This is a genomic window from Kitasatospora sp. NPDC127060, from assembly GCF_042724935.1.
Lineage (GTDB): Bacteria > Actinomycetota > Actinomycetes > Streptomycetales > Streptomycetaceae > Kitasatospora.
Window position 1 is genome coordinate 1 of sequence record NZ_JBHXEG010000011.1, and the last position, 19,110, is coordinate 19,110.

At 75.4% G+C, this 19,110-nt stretch carries 19 protein-coding genes; 6 read left to right on the plus strand and 13 right to left on the minus strand.

Translation table 11 applies throughout. The features are described 5' to 3' along the window. Nucleotides 1-118: 118 nt before the first annotated feature. Nucleotides 119-1,120: a PHP domain-containing protein gene (locus ACFWIS_RS09100; RefSeq protein ID WP_380452180.1), complete on the minus strand. Its 1,002-nt coding sequence runs from the start codon at nt 1,118-1,120 to the stop codon at nt 119-121. Nucleotides 1,121-1,173: 53 nt separating this feature from the next. Beyond that, nucleotides 1,174-1,731, minus strand: coding sequence for a DUF6328 family protein (locus ACFWIS_RS09105; protein ID WP_380452178.1), 558 nt, complete (start codon nt 1,729-1,731; stop codon nt 1,174-1,176). Between the two features lie 256 nt (nt 1,732-1,987). Between ACFWIS_RS09105 and ACFWIS_RS09110 the strand changes: the two genes are divergently transcribed. Then, nucleotides 1,988-2,476 carry an ATP-binding protein gene (locus ACFWIS_RS09110; protein ID WP_380452175.1) on the plus strand — a complete coding sequence of 163 codons (489 nt, stop codon included), beginning with the start codon at nt 1,988-1,990 and terminating at the stop codon, nt 2,474-2,476. A 544-nt stretch (nt 2,477-3,020) separates the two neighbouring features. Continuing rightward, a complete protein-coding gene (locus tag ACFWIS_RS09115) occupies nt 3,021-3,935 on the plus strand; it encodes a SigB/SigF/SigG family RNA polymerase sigma factor (protein ID WP_380452173.1) in 915 nt (304 codons plus the stop codon). Between the two features lie 143 nt (nt 3,936-4,078). Here ACFWIS_RS09115 and ACFWIS_RS09120 read toward each other — a convergent pair whose 3' ends face one another. From ACFWIS_RS09120 to ACFWIS_RS09145, 6 genes are all read right to left on the minus strand, one after another. Next, the gene (locus ACFWIS_RS09120) at nt 4,079-5,032 is read right to left on the minus strand and encodes a TIGR03557 family F420-dependent LLM class oxidoreductase (protein WP_380452170.1); all 954 of its coding nucleotides are present in this window, start codon (nt 5,030-5,032) and stop codon (nt 4,079-4,081) included. Nucleotides 5,033-5,191: 159 nt separating this feature from the next. Continuing rightward, entirely contained in the window at nt 5,192-6,328 is a 1,137-nt protein-coding gene (locus ACFWIS_RS09125) for an FAD-dependent oxidoreductase (protein ID WP_380452168.1), read from the minus strand. A 293-nt stretch (nt 6,329-6,621) separates the two neighbouring features. Continuing rightward, nucleotides 6,622-7,020 carry a VOC family protein gene (locus tag ACFWIS_RS09130; protein ID WP_380452166.1) on the minus strand — a complete coding sequence of 133 codons (399 nt, stop codon included), beginning with the start codon at nt 7,018-7,020 and terminating at the stop codon, nt 6,622-6,624. Nucleotides 7,021-7,073: 53 nt separating this feature from the next. Next, nucleotides 7,074-7,712 (minus strand): endonuclease, encoded by a 639-nt coding sequence (locus ACFWIS_RS09135; RefSeq protein ID WP_380452163.1) that lies wholly within the window; start codon nt 7,710-7,712, stop codon nt 7,074-7,076. A 109-nt stretch (nt 7,713-7,821) separates the two neighbouring features. Next, complete coding sequence (locus ACFWIS_RS09140) at nt 7,822-8,709, minus strand: Rieske 2Fe-2S domain-containing protein (RefSeq protein WP_380452161.1); 888 nt, start codon at nt 8,707-8,709, stop codon at nt 7,822-7,824. Between the two features lie 319 nt (nt 8,710-9,028). After that, on the minus strand, nt 9,029-9,253 hold the full coding sequence (locus ACFWIS_RS09145; RefSeq protein WP_380452159.1) for a hypothetical protein: 225 nt from the start codon (nt 9,251-9,253) through the stop codon (nt 9,029-9,031). Nucleotides 9,254-9,602: 349 nt separating this feature from the next. On the opposite strand from ACFWIS_RS09145, the gene ACFWIS_RS09150 reads away from it, so the two are divergent. After that, the gene (locus tag ACFWIS_RS09150) at nt 9,603-10,169 is read left to right on the plus strand and encodes a DJ-1/PfpI/YhbO family deglycase/protease (protein WP_380452156.1); all 567 of its coding nucleotides are present in this window, start codon (nt 9,603-9,605) and stop codon (nt 10,167-10,169) included. 105 nt (nt 10,170-10,274) lie between these two features. Here the strand turns inward: ACFWIS_RS09150 and ACFWIS_RS09155 are convergent, their stop codons facing one another. After that, the gene (locus tag ACFWIS_RS09155) at nt 10,275-12,425 is read right to left on the minus strand and encodes a catalase (protein WP_380452154.1); all 2,151 of its coding nucleotides are present in this window, start codon (nt 12,423-12,425) and stop codon (nt 10,275-10,277) included. A 118-nt stretch (nt 12,426-12,543) separates the two neighbouring features. Beyond that, nucleotides 12,544-13,188 carry an HAD-IIIA family hydrolase gene (locus tag ACFWIS_RS09160; RefSeq protein ID WP_380452151.1) on the minus strand — a complete coding sequence of 215 codons (645 nt, stop codon included), beginning with the start codon at nt 13,186-13,188 and terminating at the stop codon, nt 12,544-12,546. A gap of 107 nt (nt 13,189-13,295) precedes the next feature. Here ACFWIS_RS09160 and ACFWIS_RS09165 point away from each other — a divergent pair, with 107 nt between their 5' ends. Both ACFWIS_RS09165 and ACFWIS_RS09170 read left to right on the plus strand, forming a co-directional pair. Next, nucleotides 13,296-13,586, plus strand: coding sequence for a helix-turn-helix transcriptional regulator (locus ACFWIS_RS09165; protein ID WP_380452148.1), 291 nt, complete (start codon nt 13,296-13,298; stop codon nt 13,584-13,586). Nucleotides 13,587-13,698: 112 nt separating this feature from the next. Further along, nucleotides 13,699-14,745: a homoserine dehydrogenase gene (locus ACFWIS_RS09170; protein WP_380452145.1), complete on the plus strand. Its 1,047-nt coding sequence runs from the start codon at nt 13,699-13,701 to the stop codon at nt 14,743-14,745. A 38-nt stretch (nt 14,746-14,783) separates the two neighbouring features. Here the strand turns inward: ACFWIS_RS09170 and ACFWIS_RS09175 are convergent, their stop codons facing one another. Both ACFWIS_RS09175 and ACFWIS_RS09180 read right to left on the minus strand, forming a co-directional pair. Beyond that, nucleotides 14,784-16,481 (minus strand): FAD-binding oxidoreductase, encoded by a 1,698-nt coding sequence (locus ACFWIS_RS09175; RefSeq protein WP_380452142.1) that lies wholly within the window; start codon nt 16,479-16,481, stop codon nt 14,784-14,786. After that, nucleotides 16,478-17,476, minus strand: a complete 999-nt coding sequence (locus tag ACFWIS_RS09180; RefSeq protein WP_380452140.1) for a helix-turn-helix transcriptional regulator — start codon at nt 17,474-17,476, stop codon at nt 16,478-16,480. The genes ACFWIS_RS09175 and ACFWIS_RS09180 overlap by 4 nt, the downstream gene beginning before the upstream one ends. Before the next feature lie 115 nt (nt 17,477-17,591). Here ACFWIS_RS09180 and ACFWIS_RS09185 point away from each other — a divergent pair, with 115 nt between their 5' ends. After that, entirely contained in the window at nt 17,592-18,779 is a 1,188-nt protein-coding gene (locus ACFWIS_RS09185; RefSeq protein WP_380452137.1) for an MFS transporter, read from the plus strand. 54 nt (nt 18,780-18,833) lie between these two features. Here the strand turns inward: ACFWIS_RS09185 and ACFWIS_RS09190 are convergent, their stop codons facing one another. After that, on the minus strand, nt 18,834-19,100 hold the full coding sequence (locus ACFWIS_RS09190; protein ID WP_380452134.1) for a hypothetical protein: 267 nt from the start codon (nt 19,098-19,100) through the stop codon (nt 18,834-18,836). Between the last annotated feature and the right edge of the window lie 10 nt (nt 19,101-19,110).

Here is a 19,110-nt window from a genome sequence, read left to right on the forward strand (position 1 = left end):
CCGGTCGGACAGCCGGATCGCGACCCGTCCCCGCGCGGGCGGGGTCGGGGGCGGGAACCCGGTGGCTGGGGACCGGAACCCGGTGGCGCGGTGCCGGAACCCGACGGCCCCGAGGGTGTCAGCGCCGCCCGGTTCCCGCCCAGGCCAGCAGCCGCTCGCGCGACCAGGTGGTGATCAACCGGTCCGGTCCGAGGCCGAGCCGTGCGGCCCGGGCGTATCCCGAGGTGTACCAGTGCAGCTGCTGCGGCGCGTGGGCGTCGGTGTCCACGGCGAACAGGCAGCCCGCCTCGGCGGCCAGGCGGAGCAGCTCGTCGGGCGGATCGCGGCGCTCGGGGCGGCAGTTGATCTCCACCGCCGTCCCGGTCGCGGTGCAAGCGGCGAAGACCGCCGCGGCGTCGAAGCGGGACGGCGGCCGTCCGCGGCCGGTGACGATCCGTCCGGTGCAGTGCCCCAGGACGTCGGTGCGCGGGTTGCGGACCGCCGCCAACATCCGGGCGGTCATCGGCTCGGCTTCGGCGCGCAGCTTGGAGTGCACCGAGGCCACCACCAGGTCGAGCCGGCCGAGCAGTTCGGGTTCCTGGTCGAGCGAGCCGTCCTCCAGGATGTCGCACTCGATCCCGGTGAGCAGCCGGAAGGAGTCGTGGCCGGCATTGTGGGCAGCCACGACGTCGAGCTGGTGCCTCAGCCGCTCTGGGCTGAGTCCGTGGGCGATGGTCAGCCGGGGCGAGTGGTCAGTGAGGACGGCCCAGCGGTGCCCGAGGGCGCGGGCGGCGTCGGCCATCTCCTCGATCGGGTGGCCGCCGTCGGACCAGTCGGAGTGCAGGTGGCAGTCGCCGCGCACCTCGGCGACCAGGTCCCACCCGGCCCGGGCGGCGGCTCCAGCCGTCTGCTCCAGACGGGCGAGGTAGCCGGGCAGCTCTCCGGCCGAGGCCTGGGCGATCACCTCGGCCGTGACCGGTCCGACGCCCGGCAGCCGCCGGGCCCGGGCCGCGTCCACGGGGCCGGGTGGCAGGTCGCGGACCGCGTCGGCGGCGGTGTGGAAGGCCCGGACGCGGTACGGCGAGGCGCCCTCCCATTCCAGCAGGAAGGCGATCCGCCGAAGTGCCCCATCCGGTTCCACGGCCGTCACGGTCCTCATGGCGGGCGTCTTGCCCGCGGCGGGTGGCCGAAACGTCAGGAGTGCCCGTCGGGGCGCGGTCCGTCCGGGGGCCCGTCCTCGCGGCCGTCGCGTCGGTGCAGGTGGGCCAGCGGCAGCAGCAGCCAGCAGGAGGTGAACCAGAGCATGACGGCGGCGGTGATCACGCCGGCGATGGCGTGATCGGTCGCCACGCTGAGCAGCAGGAGCAGGGCCGAGCCGATGGTGAGGGCCAGCAGCACCAGGCCGGTGGCCACCAGGCGGGCCGCGGCGTTGACCAGTTCGGGTTTCAGGCGGCGGCCGGCGAAGATCCGGTGGTAGGCGACGGGGGAGGTGAGCGCCCCGGTGGCGAGCGCGCCGATGACGACGGTGGTGACGTAGAGCCCCCGGTCGAAGGCGCCGAGTTCGGTGAAGCGGGGCATGAAGACCACGCTCAGCAGGAACCCGAAGAGGATCTGTGAGCCGGTCTGGGCGACCCGGACCTCCTGGAGCAGGTCGCGCCAGCGTCGGTCGGCCCGTTCCTCGGGCGACTCTCGGCGTCCGGTCCGGGACCGGCGGGCGTGGTCACCGCCGCCTTCGCTGTTCGGCGTCGCCATGGTTCGTCCTCGCCTCCTCACCTGAGCGCGTGTAGCCCTGAGCGGGTCGGGCAAACGCGGAGCATGAAACCAGGGGCACGTGGAGTCCGGGGGCCTGCGGTCCGGCGCGGCGCGGCCGTTCGCGGTCACCGGCGCCGGTGCCGTCCTCCGGATCGGTACCGATCTCGGGGCGGCACCGGCCTCTCCGGGGCGGCCCCGCAGGAACGGCCTCCGGCCGAACCAGGTGACCTTCCCGGCCAGGCGTGAGGAGGCCCGGATGTATCCCCCAGACCGCTCCGCGCGGGGCTCCCCGACGGCCGCCGGGGAGACCAGGCGGCTCGTCTTCGCGGGCAGTGAGGGCGCGGTGCGGCGCAGCCGGGAGTTCAGCCGGGCGGCGCTGCGGTCCTGGCACTGGCTGCCCGCCGTCGACGAGGAGCGGCGGGCCGTGGCGGAGGACGTCCTGCTGCTGGTCTCGGAGCTGGTCACCAACGCCTGTCTGCACGCCCCGGGCGGTCCGCGCGAGCTGCGGTTGAACTGGGACGGCATCCGCCTGCGGGCGGAGGTCGCGGACGCCAGTCCGGTACGGCCGAGGCTGCGCCGGGCCGCCGACGCCGGTCGGCCGGGCGGGCACGGGCTGCGGGTGGTGAACCGGCTCGCCCGGGCCTGGGGCGCGCGGCCGGACGACGGGGGCAAGCTGGTCTGGGCCGAGGTGTCCGCCCCGCCCGACCGTCACGGCCGGAGCGACGATCGCGGCCGGCCGGGCTGACGGGCGTCGTCAGCACCGGCCGACCGTTGGTCCGCAGCTCCGGCCGACCGTTGGTCCGCCGCGCGGCCCGGGGCCCTCACCGCTGCCCGGGGTGCGGCTGCTGCGGCGGCGCGGGGTCGGCGTCGGGGAAGGGCTCGGGGTCCGGGAACGGCGGGACGGGCGGAGGCACCGGATCGGGTTCCTCGCCCGGCCGGGGCGTGGGGTTCGGGTGAGGGATCGGTTGGGTGTCCGGATCGGGGGGCGTCGGAACGGTCATGGCGCACCTCTTTTCCTCGGGAGCGGACTCCTGGTCCCGGAACGTCACGAAACCGCGTGTACCCGGACGGATCACAAGAAATCTCGCCGAAACATGAATTCGATGTCGTATGTCGGGTAAACCATTCATGCGGCTGGTTCGCCGGACGAACCGCCGCGGGTGCCCGGACAGGGTGCCACCGGGACCATCGCGCCGACAGCGGGCCGTGGTCCTGGGGAAGAGCCGACGACTCGACGGACGACAGTCCGTGGCCGTCGCCGGGCGTTCGCCCCGATACGAGGAGGACACGTGTCCACCCCTCTGGAAACCGCCCCCCGGGATGGGTCCGCGACCGTCGCCGAGGTCGACCTGCCGCCGAGGCCCACCACCACCGAACTGCGCGCGATGGGCAAGACCGAGGCGCGCGAGCTCAGCGACGCGCTGTTCGAGCGCCTGGCGGGCCTCGCCCGCGAGAGCAGCGCCTACAGCTACGTCCGGGGCACGATCATCGAGCTCAACATGCCGCTGGTGCGGTTCATCGCGGCCCGGTTCCGGCACCGTGCCGAGGACATGGACGACATCCTCCAGGTGGGCACGATCGGTCTGATCAAGGCCGTGGACGGTTACGACCCCACCCGCGGAGTCGAGTTCGTCACCTACGCCATCCCCACCATCGCCGGCGAGATGAAACGTTTCTTCCGGGACACCTCGTGGCCCGTGCGGGTCCCCCGCAGCATGCAGGAGCTGTACCTCACGGTCGCCCGCGGCTCGGACCGGCTGGAGCAGGAACTCGGCCGCCTCCCGCAACCGCAGGAGATCGCCGAGGACCTGCACCTCAGCGTCGAGCAGGCCACCGAGGGCCTGGTGGCGGGCCGGGTCTACCGCCCCAGCTCGCTGGACGCCCTGCGCGAGCAGGACACCGACGAGAGCGGCAGCGCCATGCTGGACCGCCTCGGCGGCTGCGACCCCGGCATCGAACTCGCCGACTTCCGCACCGCCGTCCGCCCCCTGCTCGCCCACCTGCCGGAACGCGAGCAGACCGTGCTCAAGTTCCGCTTCTGGGACGGCTGCACCCAGTCCGAGATCGCCGCCCGGATCGGCGTCTCACAGATGCACGTCTCCCGGCTGCTGTCCGGCACCCTCGCCCGGCTGCGCGAACAGCTGGAGGACCGCGACGCCCCCGGCTGGGCCGACGAGCCCGACGAGACGGCCGAGCCCGAGTGACTCCGCCACCGTCCTGACGTTTCCGACCCCCCGTAGCGGTTGGCCCCGCTACGGGGGGTCCGTCGTGTGCGGTGTGCGGTGTGCGGTGTGCGCCGTCGGCGACGAGGACGTGCTCGCTCCGCGCGCTGGGCGGGAGGGGCGTCCTACGCCACCAGGGGCAGGATCTGATCGCGGTAGAAGTCGAAGAACCCTTCCTGCTCCGGGCCGATCTGGCCGACGTACACCTCGTCGAAGCCCGCGCCGACGTAGCCCCGCAGCCGGTCCGCGTGCTGCTGGGGATCGTCGCCGCAGACGACCGCGTCGGCGACCATCTCCTCGGTGACCAGCTCGGTCGCCTGCTCGAAGTGCCTCGGCGTCGGCAGCACCTGGGCCAGCTCGCCGGGCAACAGCTCACTCGGCCAGAGCCGGTGGACGGTCTTGACCGCCCGGTCACGGTCCTCCGACCAGCACACCTTCAGCCCGCCCACCACCGGCCCGGCGCCGCCCGCGGCCCGGTAGCGGCCGACCAGTTCGGCGTCCGGGGTCATGGTGACCAGGCCGTCCGCGTACGCCGCCGCGGCCTCGGCCGCCTTCGGCCCGAACGCCGAGACGTACACCGGCAGTCGGCCGTCCCGCGGCGGGGTGTAGAGGCGGGCGTTCTCCACGGTGTAGTGCGGGCCGTGGTGCGAGACCACACCGCCGGTGAAGAGCTCGCGCATCACCGCCACGGCCTCCTCCAGCATCTGCGCCCGGACGTCGAACGGCGGCCAGCGGTCGCCCAGGACGTGCTCGTTGAGCGCCTCACCGGTGCCCACGCCCAGCCGGAGCCCGCCGGGCAGCTGCACGTCCGCGGTGGCGGCCGCCTGGGCCGTCACCGCGGGGTGGAGCCGGATCGTCGGACAGGTGACCAGCGTGGTCACCGGCAGCCGGGTGGCCTCGGAGAGCGCGCCGATCACACCCCAGACGAACGGGCCGTTGCCCTGGGCGTCGTTCCACGGGTGGTAGTGGTCGGAGATCGCCAGCCGGGTGAAGCCCGCCCGTTCGGCCAGTCGGGCCTGGTCGACCAGCTGGGCGGGGGTGAACTCCTCGCAAGACAGGAAATAGCCGAACGCGGTCATCGCAGCCTCGTTTCCTCGGGACGCTTCCGCCGGAGCGGCTATCCGGGCGGGCGGCCGCGAAACCTTGCCGTCGTTCGCCTCCGGCCCGGCCCGGCCCGGCCCGGCCCGGCCCGGCCCGGCCCGGCCCGGCCCGGAGGCCGCGCCGGGTGCCGGCCCGTCTCAGCGGGCGGGCGTGAACTCCGGCAGCCGGGCCAGGCCGTCGGCCACCGCGGCGAACCCGCGATCGAGCATCAGCAGCTCGTACTCCTCGACGGCGGTCGCCGGTTCGGCCTCACCGCGGTGGACGGCGGTGAGCGAGCGGCAGAGCAGCTCGGCGTCGCGCAACGCCGTGTTCGCGCCCTGGCCGGCGCTCGGCGGCATCGGGTGGATCGCGTCGCCGAGCAGCGTGACCGGTCCGGTGCCCCAGTGGGGTACGGGCTCGGCGTAGCGGATCGTGAGCGGGGAGCTGTTGCCCGCGTCGGACCGCCGGACCAGCTCGACCAGATCGGGGTGCCAGTCGTCGATCAGCGTGAGCAGCCGGTCCCGAACCCCCGCCCAGTCGGCCGGCCCGGCCGGGGCGTCGAGCGGTTCGGGCAGCATCGCCACCCAGCGCAGATAGCTGGTGGTGTCCGGCAGTTCGACCTCCGGCGCCAGCTCGGCCGCCGCCGACCGCGGTGGCCGGCGGAACTCCATCCGGCCGATCAGCAGGCTCACCCCGGCCCCCTGCACCAGTGTGCCCGCGCCCGGCACCAGGGCGGCGAGTCGCTCGGTCATCGGGGTGCGGCCGAGCACCGAGTTGCCGGGCAGGGCGACGACCCGTGCCCCGGGCAGCAGCTGCCGGCGCACCGCCGAGCCCACGCCGTCCGCGCCCACCAGCAGGTCGCCCTCCACGGTGTCGCCGTCCGCGAGCCGGGCGGCCACCCGGCCGTCCGCAAGCTCCTGGTAGCCGACCACGGCCCGGCCGAACTCCACCCGGTCCGCCAGCCCGGAGAGCAGCAGCTGCCGCAGTACGTGCCGGTCGGCGGCGGTGCCCCCGTCGGTCCGGCCGAGCCGCCGGATTTCGGTCAACTGCTCGTCCACCACCCGCCGTTCGCCCGCGAGCGGCCCGGTGACGGCCTCCAGTAGCCCGTGCAGCCGGGGCGGCAGGCACTGGCGCAGCGCTGCGAGCCCGGGCGCGTCCAGCCCGATCCGGAACCCCTGGTACCGGCTGTCCGCGGCCGCCTCCCGCTCGAACACCCGGACGTCGATCCCCGCCCGTACCAGCCCCTGCGCCAGGCACAGCCCGCCGATCCCGGCTCCGGCCACCAATACCTTCATGCTGACGTTCCCGTCTCTCGTCGCCCCCTCGAACGCCCGCCGGGCTCCTGCCCACGGGTGTTCGACCGATTCGTGATCAGCATCGCCGAGCCGGGCCCCCGCGCGACAGCCCGTTCCGTCACCGTTCGGCACTGACAGCTGTCACATCCGCCGCCCTGACGCGTCTCACGGAGGCGGCTGTTCGGTGGTCAGGCCCCGGGAGCGATCACGGACTCGCAGCACCGCCCGGACCGCCCGGACCGCCCGCACCGCCCGCACCGGATCACGGTGGAGTTCGTCGACGGCTCCGGCACTCAGACGTCGGCTTCGACGGCGAAGGTGTTGCCGTCCGGATCCCGGAACCACGCGATGCGTCCACCACCGGCCCGGGCGGTGATGCCCCCGGCGTCGTGCTCCAACCCGTCATAGCGCACGAAGTCGACGCCGGCGGCGGTGAGTTCGCCGACGACCCGGTCGATGTCGTCGACGTACCAGACCGCCATGGTCGCCGCCGGCCTCCCGGCCGTGTCGGACTGGTACACGTTCAGGGCCGGGACACCACCGGAACCGTAGACGCGGCTGCCGTCGGGGACGGCGGCGCTGGGACCGGCCCACAACGCCCGCAGGCCCAGCTTCCCCTCGTAGAACGCGACCGCTCGCCGGATGTCGGACACCGCCACCGAGGCACGCAGGTGGAAATCGCTCAAGGGCATGGTCCACCCTCCCACAGCCGCCCGCCGGGTCGACGGACATCCGGGACCGCCGGTCACCCGGCCCGCAGACGCTCCGCCGCGTCCTTGGACAGGCTGACCCGGACGAGCGCGGCGGCCAGTCGGGCGTGCTCCTCCGGCGGGACCAGTCCGCCGAGGCCGCGGGCCGAATGCGGCAGCCCCAGCTCCCGGGCCGCCCGGCACGCCCGCTCGTCGAAGTACGGGCGCAGCCACGGCCACACCGCCTGGACCTCCCGGCAGAAGATGCCCGCGCCCACCGGGCCGATCCGCGGGACCTCCCGCAGCAGCTCCCGCAGGGCGGCGGGGTCGTGGCCGGCCTCCTCCGGCAGTCGGCGCAGGTCGCCGTGCCAGCGGTCGAGCACCAGGTGCGCGCCCTCGCCGAGCGCGGTGGCGGTGCTCTCGTCGTACCGGACGTAGTGGGCCCGGCCCAGCGCGTCCACCCGCTCCTGCCAGCCGGAGCCGGCCATCGCGCCCGGTGTGCGGTACCCGGCGGCGGACAGCTCCCGGGCGGCTCGGGCGGCCGTCCCGGCGCTGATCCGGATCGAGCAGAGGACGGTCAGGACCAGCAGCCGGTACAGCGGCGAAGGCTTGTCCCGCAGCGTGATGCCGGCCTCCTCGGCGTACGTCCGGCCGTACTCGGCGAGCAGCCGGTCCCTGATCGTTTCGACGGTCATCGCGGTGTCACCTCACTCTGCGGGGGGCCGTCGGGCCGGGGGCGAACACGGCCCGGTGGCTGCCCCGCTCCGCCCGGCCGAAACGGCGTCGACGCGGCCCGGGGGCCGGTCAGGCGGCACCGGGCAGCCGGGCCTCCAGATGTCCGGAGAGCACCCGGGTCTCCAGCACGGGCTGGGGCGCGGTGGCCGGTCCGCCCGCCACCTGGCCGTCGCGAAGGCGGAACTCGCTGCCGTGCCACGGGCAGCGCAGGCAGCCGTCGGCGACGGTGCCCTCGGAGAGCGGGCCGGAGAGGTGGGAGCAGCGCTCCGCGAGCACATGGCAGTTCTCGCCGTCGCGGACCACCACCACGGCCAGCTCGCCCGCCCTGCGGCGGACCGGGCGGCCGACGGGGAAGTCCTCGACGGCGCCGAGCGTGACCCAGTCCGGCGGCGCCAGCCGGGGCACCGCGGCGGCCCGGTCGGGTCCGGCGGCCTGCCGGTAGGACAGGTGCCCGCCGAGCGCCGCGCCGCCCGACACGGCGGCCAGCCCGGCGAGGCCGAGCAGCCGCCCGCGCCCGCGCCGTCCCCGGCACCGGGCCAGCAGCGAGGCGCCGTACAGCAGTACGCCGCCGGAGTTGGCGAGCGCGTGCACCAGCCCGGTGCGCCGGCGCGGTGGGTCGAGCCGGGCCCAGTCCACCCAGCCGGCGAGGGCGGCCGGCCCGGCCGCCAGTAGGCCCGCCGCCACCAGCACGTCGGCCGAGCGGCGCCGACCGGGTGCCAGGTCGAGCAGGCCTGCCGACATCCAGCAGCCGATCGGCAGCTGGACCAGGGCCGGGTGGAGCGGGTGGCCCAGCCACACGCCGTGCAGGGCGTCCCGGTACGGGCCCAGCGGCAGGGCCTCGACCGCGTCGGCGAGCGGGCGGGCGGGGGTGTCCAGGACGTCCCAGTGCGCCGGCGCCTCAAGGGCGCGGCGCAGCCGACGGGACCAAGGGCGGGTGTGCAGTGCCGATGCGTTCATACCGGGCGGCTTGCCGGTCCGGGCCCGGTCAAACCCTCGGCCCCGGCCCGGTCGGGGCCGGTCATTCCGTCCCGCGGGGCGATGAGGGCCCGGCCGGGGTCGGCGGAGTCGGTGAACGGTTTCGGGAGGAGGTTGCCCAGTGCCCGGAACCGCTTCAGCGCCTCGATGCGGCGCCCGGCCCGGGTGACGGCGTCCGTGAGTCGGCCGCGGGCGTAGGCGGATGCGCGGGTGGCCCTGGCCCTGGCCCTGGCCCGGGTCAGGGCCACCCGGCTGGACCGCCGGCACCCCGCCGGCCCGGTCCGGAGCGGCCTCCGGTCGGTCAGCCGCCGGCGGCCGCGAGCGCCTCACGGACGGTCACCAGGCACGGGTCGCAGTACCGGTCCGGTACCTCCGCGTCCGCGCCGTCGCCCGCCGGGACGACCCGCTGGGCGGGTTCGAGGAACCGCCCGCACAGTGACGCCGTCGCGTCGTCCTTCGCCACCACGTGCCACACCACTGCGGGTGGTGACACCGCCGGGTCGTGTTCGGCCCACATCTCGTACACGGGGACCTCCGGGGTCTCGGGGCTCGGTCACCCCATGCAAACCCGGGACACCACGGACGGCCACCGGGCCGGGCCCGGTGGGATGGTTACGCCGCTCCGCGGCGGGCAGGCGCGCCCTCGGCCGGGACGGACCCCGGCCGTACCACTGAGGAGGCCCGGTGAGCACGGGTGAAGGAGCCCATGGACATCGACGCCCGCGCCTGGGGCCGCCACGGCGACGAGGGCCGGGACGACGAGCGGTGAACCGCCCGGCCGTGCCCGTGTGGCCGCGCCGAGGCCGGGTACCCGCCGGCATCCGGGGTGCGGATCGGCCGCGCCCGAGGCCCGCTGACGCTGCCCAGGAGGAGCGATGACCCACCCCACCAAGGTCCTGGCGATCGTGACGAACTACGGCGTGGAACAGGACGAACTGCTCGTTCCGGTGCGGCACCTGCGCGACAACGGTGTCCAGGTCGACATCGCGGCCCCGCACCGGGACGACATCCGCACCCTGGTCCACGACCGGGACCCGGGCGAGCGCGTGCGCCCGACCCACACCTTCGACGAGATCGACCCCGCCGGGTACGACCTGCTGCTCATCCCCGGCGGCACCCTCAACGCGGACAGCCTGCGGCTCCGCCTGGAGGCGGTCGCCGTGGTGCTCGCCTTCACCACCTCCGGCCGGCCCGTCGCCGCCATCTGCCACGGGCCGTGGCTGCTGGCCGAGGCGGGCGTGGCCTACGGCAAGCGGCTCACCTCCTACCCGTCGCTGCGCACCGACCTCGCCAACGCGGGCGCGACCTGGACGGACGAGCCGCTGGTCACCGACGACGCCAACGACTGGCGGCTGCTCACCTCCCGCAACCCCGGGGACCTCGACGACTTCCTGCGGGGCATCGACGCCGCCCTGAGCGCCCGGGCCGACGCCGCCGCCTGACCGCCTCCCGGCCGTTCCCGGACCCAGCACGAAGGCCCGAACGGAAGAAGGCCCGTACGGAAGCCGTACGGGCCTTCGCCGCGCTCGTCGCCCCGGGAGGCGGCGTCAGCGCGACGGGAAGCGGTGCTGCGCCACCAGAGCGGCGAACTCCGTCCAGAACTCCGGCCCGGGCCGGAGGCCGTCGGCCCCGTTCGCGCTGTCCGCCCCGCCCGCGCCGTTCGCGCCGACCGCCACCCCGGCCAGCTCGTCCGGCGCGGTGAACCCGGCCGCCCGGGCGAGCTCCACGCCCGAGCCCAGCAGCGCGACCGGCTTGCCGTGCCGCAGTGCCTCGGCGAGGAAGGTGACGGCGTCCGGATCGGCGGGCAGCGTACGGTCGCTGCCGTCCGGCACCACCAGGGCGTCGTACAGCACCGAGGCCGTGGTGGGCAGCGGGCGGTCCACCGACAGGTGCTCACCGTCCTGGGTCAGCACGTGGCCGCCGTGCGCGGCGAGCGTCTCCACGCCCGCGCCCGCCCGGCCCAGGTGCTCGCGGGCGGCCCGGACCTGGTCGCCGGCCACGCCGGGCCCGGCCAGCACGGCGATCCTGCGGGTGCGGATGCCCGGGCCGCGCAGGTTCTCCAGGCTCAGCGCCGGAGAGGTCCGGGGCCCGGCGACGTGGTTGCCGGCCGAGGCCGTGGCCCGGTCGTCGGGGGTGGCCTCGGGCTCCGGCACGCCGATCCGCCGGGCGACCTCGGCGGCCAAGCCCGGATCGACGTGCACCAGGTTGCCGACCATCCGCCGTCGGACCTCCTCGTCCTCGACCTTGCCCAGCTCGAAGGCGAACGCGGCGGTGATGTGCCGCTGCTCCCAGTCCGCCATGCTGCGCCAGAACAGCGCGGCCTGGCCGTAGTGGTCGGCGAAGCTGGGGCTGCGCCGCCGGATCGCGGCGCCGTCGATGCGTTCCTGGTAGTGCTCGAACACCCCCTCGGCGAGGTGGCCGCCGCCCATGGTGAACGGGCAACCGCCGCCGACGGAGTTCGGCGCGTAGCTCGTTCCGGGGTGCACCACCTGCTGGCCGTATCCGTCCCGGTGGTTGACCCGGACCTCGGCCAGCGGGCGGTTGACCGGCAGCTGGGAGAAGTTGGGGCCGCCCAGGCGGATCAACTGGGTGTCCAGGTAGGAGAAGTTGCGGCCCTGGAGCAGCGGGTCGTTGGTGAAGTCGATGCCGGGCACGATGTTGGCGGTGTGGAAGGCCGCCTGCTCGGTCTCGGCGAAGAAGTTCTGCGGGTTGCGGTCCAGGACCATCCGCCCGATCGGGCGCACCGGCACCAGCTCCTCGGGGACCAGCTTGGTCGGGTCCAGCAGGTCGAACGGGTAGGCGAACTCGTCTTCCTCGGGGATCAGTTGGACGCCCAGCTCCCACTCGGGGAAGTCGCCCGCGGCGATCGCCTCCCACAGGTCCCGGCGGTGGAAGTCGGGGTCGCGCCCGGCGGTGAGCTGGGCCTCGTCCCACACCTGGGAGAAGACGCCGAGCACCGGCTTCCAGTGGAACTTCACGAAGGTGCCCCGGCCGTCGGCGTTCACCAGGCGGAAGGTGTGCACGCCGAAGCCCTGCATCATCCGGTAGCTGCGCGGGATGGCCCGGTCGGACATCACCCACATCAGCATGTGGGTGGACTCCGGCTGGAGCGAGCAGAAGTCCCAGAAGGTGTCGTGGGCGGAGGCGCCGGTGGGGATCTCGTTGTCGGGCTCCATCTTCACCGCGTGGACGAAGTCCGGGAACTTGGCCGCGTCCTGGATGAAGAACACCGGCATGTTGTTGCCGACCAGGTCGTAGTTGCCGTGCCGGGTGTAGAACTTGACGGCGAAGCCGCGGACGTCGCGCACCGTGTCCGCGGAGCCGCGCGGACCCTGCACGGTGGAGAAGCGGACGAAGACGGGCGTGCGGCGGCCGGCCTCCTGGAGGAAGTCCGCGCAGGTGAACTCGGCCAGCGACTCGTACGGTTCGAAGAAGCCGTAGGCACCTGCGCCGCGCGCGTGCACGACCCGTTCGGGGATCCGCTCGTGGTCGAAGTGGGTGAGCTTCTCCCGCAGGTGGAAGTCCTCCAGCAGGGTGGGGCCGCGGTCGCCGACGATGAGCGAGTTGTCGGTGTCGTCGACGCGGACGCCCTGGTCGGTGGTGAGCGGGCCGTCCGGATCGGGGGCCCGGGCGGCGTCCAGCGCCGCGTCCTTGGCGTCCCGGTCGGCGGGCTCGGGGGATTCGGGGGAGGTGCGCATCTCGACTTCTCCGTCCTGGAGTTCGGTGGTCCTGGAGTTCGGCGGTCGGAGGGTTCGGCGGTCGGAGGGTTCGGTGGCCCTGGAGTTCGGGGCCGGGCCGGCGGGCGCCGGGCGGTGGTCAGTGCCGCAGCAGGAGGTAGGCCGCCTCGGCCGGGCTCCCGGCCGCCGGACAGGCCGTCGGCGTGCAGAGCCGGTACCGGCCGGCCATCGGCCCGGTCGCCCCGGGGAGCCTGATCGCGTGGGCGCCGGCCGTCAACGCGGCGGCGAGCACGGTGTCCTCGCAGCCGATCACGGTGACGCGCGAGGGCGGCAGGCCCAACGCCCCGCAGGCGGCGGTCACCAGTCCGGGAGCGGGCATCCGGCAGGCGCAGCCGTCGCGCGTCCCGTGCGGGCACACCGCCCACACGTCGATCGCGCCGAGCAGCGCCTCGGCCCGGGCGTGGACCGTCTCGACCTGCCCGCGCCCGAAGAGCCCCCGGGCCACGCCGGGCTGGTTGCTCAGCACACCGAGCGCGAGGCCCGCCCGGCGCAGCGCGGCGACGGCGGCCCGGACGCCCGCCGCCGGGTGGACCATGGCGGGATCGCCGTTGGGGGAGACGTTCTGGAGGAGCGTGCCGTCGCGGCCGAACAGCACCGCGCCCGAGGGTTCGTCCGTCCTCGCACCGCCGGTGCGGACGGTCAGCCAGGGCCGGGACCGGTCCGGGTGCTCGCTCCGCGGGCGGGGCTGGGGGACGGTCGGTACGGGTTCTCCTAGGTAGGCCATACTCCTGCGGGTTGCCGCCGTCGCGGGAGGCAAACGGCGCCGGACGGCGAATCGGGACGGCTTCCGAGTCGCAGCGGGGCGTGAGGCACCGGCCGTAGGCTGGGACCATGACTGAGCGGCCAGCGGGCCTTGGGTGGACCTTCCTCACCAATCACGCCCGCGTCCTGGTGCAGATCGCCCGCGATCCCGGAATCCGGGTGCGGGACATCGCCGCCCGCTGCCTGCTCACCGAGCGGGCCGTGCAGCGGATCATCGCCGATCTCGAAGCGGCCGGCTACCTCACCCACGAGCGCCGCGGGCGGGTCAACCACTACCATGTGATCGCGAGCAAGCAACTGCGCCACCCGGCGGACGCCGGGCCCACCCTCGCGGAACTGCTGGCCGTGCTGCTGCGCTGACCCCCGGGTGTCCTCGGCGAGTTCCGCCGGCCCGGCGTGGCCCGGCCGTGGAAGCGGGCGAACAGCAGCCGCCACCGGCTGGTGCCCGGACAGCCACGGGTATCCTCGCGGGATGCCCGCACCAGATGTCCGGACCGTCGCCCCCTCGGCCCCGCCGGCCGGTGAGCCGGCCGTCGTCCTCTCCGGCTACGGTCCGGTCGGCCGCGCCTACGCCGAGCGGCTGCTGACGCACGGTGACGGCATCGCGGAGGAGTACGGCGTCCGGCCGAGGCTCGCGGCGGTGCGGGTCGGCTCGGCGCAGGTCGAACTCCACGGCGGTGGCCCGGTCCCGCCGCGGGCGGAGTGGGGCCCGTTGGCCTCCCTGGCGCAGACCCTCGACCGCACCGGCGCGCGGGTGCTCGTCCAGTCGCTGCCGTCCTCCCCGCAGGCGCGGGAGCAGGCCGCCGAGGAAGCCTGTCTGGCGCTGGGGCGCGGGGTGCACGTGGTCACCGCCACGAAGAGCCACCTGCTGAGCCACTGGCGCGAACTCGCCGGGGCCGCGCGGTCGGGCGGCAGCCTGATCAGGATCTCCGGGGCGACCGGTGCGGCCCTGCCGACCGCGGACCTGGCGCGCACCGGCGTGCGCGGTCTCGGCTGCCGGACGATCCGGGCCTGCCCCAACGGGACCGCCACCTTCGTGCTCGACCGTCTGGCGGCGGGCGACCCCCTGGACCGGGCGGTCGCCGAGGCCCAGCGGCGCGGCATCGCCGAGGCTGATCCCTCGGCCGACCTGTCGGGCGCCGACGCCGCCACCAAGGTGCGACTGCTCGCGGCCCTGCTGTGGGGCTGGGAGCCGGCCGCCGTCAGGGTCGGTACGGAGGCGGTGGACGCGGGGACGGGCGCCGCGGCGGTGGCTGCGGACGCTCGGGGGCAACGGCTGCGGGCGGTGGCGAGCGCGAGCGCCGACCGGCCGCTGCTGGTCGAGGTCCGCCTGGAGCGGACCGAGCCCGGCGACCCGCTGCACGCGATCACCGGCCCGGAGAAGGCGGTCGTCTACGGCTGCCCCGACGCCGGCGACATCACGGTGAGCGGCGGCCGCTCCAGCCCGCTCGGCGCGGCACTGGCGATGCTTCGGGACACCCTCGACGTGACGGCGCCGCGCGGATACGGCTTCGGCTGAGCCGGGACGTGCCCGGTCGGGGCCGGACCGGGCACGCGTCAGGCCGGGGTGATGGCCTGGGGGAAGGTGAAGAGGCCGTCCGGATCGTAGCCGCGCTTCACCCCGCGCAGCCGGTCGAGGTTGCCGCCGTAGTACGCCCGGGCCCAGTCGGCCAGGCGCGGATCGGGGTAGTTCTGGTAGGCCTCGCCGCTGGCGTACGGGCGCATGGTGCTCCAGACGTCCTGCAGCCAGGCCTGGGACTGCTCCACGCCCGGACCCGAACCGGCCCCGGGAGAAGGGTAGTTGGCGATGTACTGGGCCGAGAACAGCGCGCCGCGGTGGACGAAGGCGGTGTCCCCGGGAGCGACCCGGCCGACCGCGCCGCCCAGCGCGTCGAAGGCGACCGAGGCACTCCCGCCCTCCGGTGCGGTCCGGGCGTACCGGTCGACGGAGGCCACCAGCGCCGCGATCCCGGCCGCGTCGATCGGCCTGGTGTAGAAGTCGGACCGGGCCGCGTACGACTCCCTGGTCAGTCGGCCGTCGGGGCTCCGGCCGGGCAGGCTGCCCGGTAGGTGGGCGGCCGCCTGCGACCAGCCGGCCACTCCGCCCAGCACCTTCATGGTGTCCAGGAACGGCGCGGTGTGGAGGGAGGCGGTGGCCGGGGCGACGGCCAGCCGGTCGAGCAGGTCGGCGAGTTCGCTCTGCGGACCGAGCAGGTTGACGGTGCTGGTCAGGCGCAGCCTGCCGTCCGGCCAGGTGTCCAGGTGCAGGTTCGCCCAGAGCTGGTCCGGGGCGCCCGCCACCCAGCTCTGCCAGGCCGCGACCACCGACCCGGCGGCGGACCAGGGCCAGGAGAGGAAGGCGTACGCGCAGGTCGCCGCCGGGTGGGTGCGGAAGGTGAAGGAGGTGACCACGCCGAAGTTGCCGCCACCACCGCCGCGCAGCGCCCAGAACAGGTCGGCGTCGGTGTCCGCGTCCACCCGCCGGATCCGCCCGTCCGCCGTCACCACCTGGGCACCGGTGAGGCTGTCGCAGGTCAGCCCGTACGCCCGGCAGGTGACGCCGATGCCGCCGCCCAGGGTCAGCCCGGCCACGCCGACGCTCGGGCAGGAGCCGGCCGGGACGGTCACGCCGTCGGCCGCCAGCCCCGCGTACACGTCGATCAGCCGCGCCCCGGCCCCCACCGTGGCCGTGCCGCCCGAGCCGCCGACCCCCGCCATCGCCCCGACGTCCAGGACCATCCCGGGGCCCGACGACCAGCCCGCGTAGCTGTGCCCGCCGCTGCGCACCGCGACCGGGACGGCGTGGCGGCGGGCGAAGGCCAGGCAGGTGGTGACGTCCTGGGCGGTGGCCGGGTAGACGATCCCGGCGGGTCGGAGGTCGTCGAACTGCGGCTGGTAGAGCCGGCTCGCGTCCTGGTAGCGGCCGTCCTGGGGACCGATGACCGTGCCGCCGAGGTCCTTGGCCAGCGCGGCCCAGTCGGCCGGGCCGGCGGCTGTGGGGCGCGCGGTGGTGGGCCGGGGCGAGGGCGACCGGGTGGAGGCCGACGGGCCCGGGGCCGGCGCGGGCTCCGGGCCCCCGCAGGCCGCGAGCACCGCCGCCGACGGCGCGGCGAGGGGCACGATGGCGAGCCGGAGCACCGTTCGGCGGGGCGGCCCCGCCGGGAGGTCCGGCGTCGCTCCGGGGCGGTCCGGCGTCGGACCAGGGAGGTGCGGCGTCGGTCCGGGCAGGTCCGGTATCGATCCGCTCCCGCTCATGGCCGCCTCCCGTTCCCGGGGCCGTCGCCCGGTGCCGCCGCGGCCCGTGGCCGCACGCTACCCGTCGGCGCCGGGAGCGGGCGCCGACCCGACGCAACCACGGGAGGGCCGGCGGCGTCGGCCGCCGCCTCGACCGGGTCGCCGACCGGTGCGGTCGGGCAGGAGGCCACCGCCGCCATCGCCCGGCGGGTGCCCGGGTCCGCCGGATGGCGGACGACGAGGTGCAGATCCGGGTCCTCGGCCGCGATCAGCTTGGCCTGGCGGAACGTCAGTAGCCCGAGCCGCGGGTGGTCGAAGCGCTTGAGCGCCGGGTTGAAGCCCGCCACGTCGTGGCGTTCCCAGCGGGCGCGGAAGCCGGGGTCGGTGGTCGAGACGTCCGCGACGATCTCGGCGAAGCGTGGGTCGCCGGGGTGGCGGTCGGCGGAGGCGCGGAACTGGGCGAGCACCGCCCAGGACTCGGCCTCCCAGTTCTTGAGGACGGTGCGCATCGGCGGCCAGCCGAAGTAGAGCCAGATCATGTTGCGCCGCTGGACGGGCAGTTGGTCCAGTCCGTCGTAGATGGCGGCCTCGCTCCCGTTGTGGGCGAGGATGTCCCAGTGCCGGTCCAGCAGACAGGCCGGGGTGGGGCTGAGGGCCGCGACGGTGGCCCGCAGGTGGTCGCCGACCGCGGGGCAGCCGTCGGCGGCCGGGCGCGGGGCGGCGTCGTTCTCGCCGGCCAGCTCGAAGACGTGGCGCCGCTCGGCCGAGGTGAGTCGCAGGGTGGTGGCCAGCGCGTCCAGGACCTGGCCTGAGGCGGCGATCGGGCGCCCCTGCTCCAGCCAGGAGTACCAGGACACGCTCACCCCGGACAGCAGCGCCACCTCCTCGCGGCGCAGCCCGGGCGTCCGGCGCCGGGGGCCGCCGGTCAGGCCGACGTCACCCGGGGTCAGGCGTTCCCGCCGGGAGCGCAGGAAGGCGCCGAGCGCCGTGCGGCGCTGTGTTTCACGATCGTTCATGGTGGGCCCAGGGTACGGTCCGGCGATCCGGCGGAGGCTGTTACTCCCACTACCAGGATGATCCGTCAGCGCCTGGGGGCGGGGAGGGTCCGGCGGCGGCCCGAGGATGGGACGCATGACTCCGATCGCCCGCACCGCCGCTCCGGTCGCCGCCCGGCCGGACACCAGGGTGCCGTTCCCGTTGACGGCCGCCGCGTTCACCGCCAACTTCGACCGCTTCGCCATCGGCCCGGTGCTGGTCACCGTCGCGGCCGCGCTGCACGTCCCGCTGTCCTCCGCGGTGGCCCTGGCCGGCGGCTACGCGCTCGCCTACGGACTGTCACAACCGGTCTGGGGCGTGCTCTCCGACCGGATCGGGCGGCTGCGGGTGATCCGTACCGCCCTGGCGGTGGCCGCACTGGCCGGCCTGGCCTCGGCCGCCGCGCCGAACCTGGCGGTGCTCACCGCGCTGCGGGTGGTCACCGGCTTCGCGTTCGGCGCCGTCGTGCCGTCCTCGCTGAGCTTCGTCGGGGACGCGGTGGCGCCGGAGCGCCGGCAGGGCGCGCTGGCCGACCTGATGGCGGCGCTCGGGCTCGGCAACGGACTGGCCGCGCTGTTCGCCGGGATGGTCGCCAACTGGCTGAACTGGCGGCTGGTGTTCGTGGTGCCCGCGATAGCCGCCGCGGCGGCCGCGATCGGGCTGCGCCGCGCGGTGGAGCCGGAACGCGCCCCGGCCGGCAGCCTGGCCGGGCAGCTCGGCGCGGTGCTGCGCAGCCCGTTCGCGTACCTCGTCGCCCTGCTCGGCCTGGTCGAGGGCGCGGTGCTGCTGGGCGGGCTGACCTTCGTGGCGCCGGCGCTGGAGCACCGTGGCCTCTCCGACGCCGCGGCCGGTGCGATCACCGCCCTGTACGGCGCGGGGACGCTGGTGTTCACCCGTGCCGTGAAGGCCCTGACGCGGTACGTCCCGGCGCACGGCCTGGCGGCGATCGGCGGCGCCCTGGTGCTGGTCGGCTACGGCGCCGCCGCCCTGGTGCCGGGGGTGTGGACGTACGCGCTGGTGGCCGTGCTGCTCGGCGCGGGCTGGGCCTTCCTGCACTCGACGCTCCAAGCGTGGGCCACCTCGGTGGTGCCCGAGGCGCGTGGGACGGCCGTCTCCTGCTTCGTCGCCGCGCTGTTCGTCGGCAGCGCCCTGGGCACCGCGCTCGGCGGGGGAGCGGCCGGTCAGGGGCGGTTCGACCTGCTGTTCGGCGTGACCGCCGTGGCGACCGTGCCGCTGACGGCAGCGGTGGTGCTCGGGCGGCGCCGCTTCACCGCCCGGGGCTGACCCGAGGCCGGCCCGCGGGCAGCACTTTTGCGGGCGCGCGACCCCCCTGCGAGCTCAGAGGGCCCGCAGGGCGGCCTCGCAGGCGGCGCAGCGCCGATCGGCCAGGGCTGGCGGGTACCAGGGCTCGCCCGGGCGGGCGGGCCGGTAGTGGGAGTGTTCCATCGGGTCGGTGTCCAGGCCGCACAGGGTGCGCGGGAGCGGGTCCTCGGGCACCTCCGGGTCGCCGCCCGCCGCGTGCACGGCCAGCACCACCGGCTCCACGCCGTCCGGTCCGAGGGCTTCGTCCTGTTCGAGTTCGAACAGGACGACGATCGCCGTCATGTCGGGTCAC

What these genes read in the sequence shown, in the direction of transcription:
- ACFWIS_RS09105 (WP_380452178.1), bottom strand. Translation starts at nt 1,731, where the DNA reads ATGGCGACGCCGAACAGCGAAGGCGGCGGTGACCACGCCCGCCGGTCC.
- ACFWIS_RS09110 (WP_380452175.1), top strand. Translation starts at nt 1,988, where the DNA reads ATGTATCCCCCAGACCGCTCCGCGCGGGGCTCCCCGACGGCCGCCGGG.
- ACFWIS_RS09120 (WP_380452170.1), bottom strand. Translation starts at nt 5,032, where the DNA reads ATGACCGCGTTCGGCTATTTCCTGTCTTGCGAGGAGTTCACCCCCGCC.
- ACFWIS_RS09125 (WP_380452168.1), bottom strand. Translation starts at nt 6,328, where the DNA reads ATGAAGGTATTGGTGGCCGGAGCCGGGATCGGCGGGCTGTGCCTGGCG.
- ACFWIS_RS09130 (WP_380452166.1), bottom strand. Translation starts at nt 7,020, where the DNA reads ATGCCCTTGAGCGATTTCCACCTGCGTGCCTCGGTGGCGGTGTCCGAC.
- ACFWIS_RS09135 (WP_380452163.1), bottom strand. Translation starts at nt 7,712, where the DNA reads ATGACCGTCGAAACGATCAGGGACCGGCTGCTCGCCGAGTACGGCCGG.
- ACFWIS_RS09140 (WP_380452161.1), bottom strand. Translation starts at nt 8,709, where the DNA reads ATGAACGCATCGGCACTGCACACCCGCCCTTGGTCCCGTCGGCTGCGC.
- ACFWIS_RS09150 (WP_380452156.1), top strand. Translation starts at nt 9,603, where the DNA reads ATGACCCACCCCACCAAGGTCCTGGCGATCGTGACGAACTACGGCGTG.
- ACFWIS_RS09155 (WP_380452154.1), bottom strand. Translation starts at nt 12,425, where the DNA reads ATGCGCACCTCCCCCGAATCCCCCGAGCCCGCCGACCGGGACGCCAAG.
- ACFWIS_RS09160 (WP_380452151.1), bottom strand. Translation starts at nt 13,188, where the DNA reads ATGGCCTACCTAGGAGAACCCGTACCGACCGTCCCCCAGCCCCGCCCG.
- ACFWIS_RS09165 (WP_380452148.1), top strand. Translation starts at nt 13,296, where the DNA reads ATGACTGAGCGGCCAGCGGGCCTTGGGTGGACCTTCCTCACCAATCAC.
- ACFWIS_RS09170 (WP_380452145.1), top strand. Translation starts at nt 13,699, where the DNA reads ATGCCCGCACCAGATGTCCGGACCGTCGCCCCCTCGGCCCCGCCGGCC.
- ACFWIS_RS09175 (WP_380452142.1), bottom strand. Translation starts at nt 16,481, where the DNA reads ATGAGCGGGAGCGGATCGATACCGGACCTGCCCGGACCGACGCCGCAC.
- ACFWIS_RS09180 (WP_380452140.1), bottom strand. Translation starts at nt 17,476, where the DNA reads ATGAACGATCGTGAAACACAGCGCCGCACGGCGCTCGGCGCCTTCCTG.
- ACFWIS_RS09185 (WP_380452137.1), top strand. Translation starts at nt 17,592, where the DNA reads ATGACTCCGATCGCCCGCACCGCCGCTCCGGTCGCCGCCCGGCCGGAC.
- ACFWIS_RS09190 (WP_380452134.1), bottom strand. Translation starts at nt 19,100, where the DNA reads ATGACGGCGATCGTCGTCCTGTTCGAACTCGAACAGGACGAAGCCCTC.